Origin of the sequence: Pseudomonas sp. FSL R10-1350, from assembly GCF_009600525.1 — a bacterium.
GTDB classification, from domain to species: domain Bacteria; phylum Pseudomonadota; class Gammaproteobacteria; order Pseudomonadales; family Pseudomonadaceae; genus Aquipseudomonas; species Aquipseudomonas helleri.
The window spans coordinates 1-266 of sequence record NZ_WIVR01000239.1 but is presented as its reverse complement, the minus strand read 5'-3'; the positions used below and the strand labels follow the sequence as shown (position 1 = coordinate 266).

Sequence of the window (266 nt, the reverse complement as noted above, 5' to 3'; positions counted from 1 at the left end):
CTGCTGCGCTCAAGCACTGCAGCGGGGCGCTTAACGTGCTGGACCGCGGTGGCAACGTGTTGCTGGCGCTGCGCCCGGAGAACGTCGGGCCGCACAACCTGCTGGCCAGCCAGCGTAAGGCCTACACCGCGCTGTCGAGCAAAACGCCGACCCGGCTATTTGCCGAACGTGCACGCAACAACCCGGAGGCCGCTAACCTCAACTCCATCCCTGAACTGCTGCTGTTAGGCGGTGGCGTGCCGCTGTTTGCCGGCACTGAACTGGTC

General features: G+C 65.4%; 1 protein-coding gene. It reads left to right on the top strand.

Annotated elements, in window-relative coordinates:
• A partial coding sequence (locus tag GHO25_RS25975) for a heme-binding protein (RefSeq protein WP_178110270.1) occupies positions 1-266 on the top strand: 266 nt, incomplete at both ends.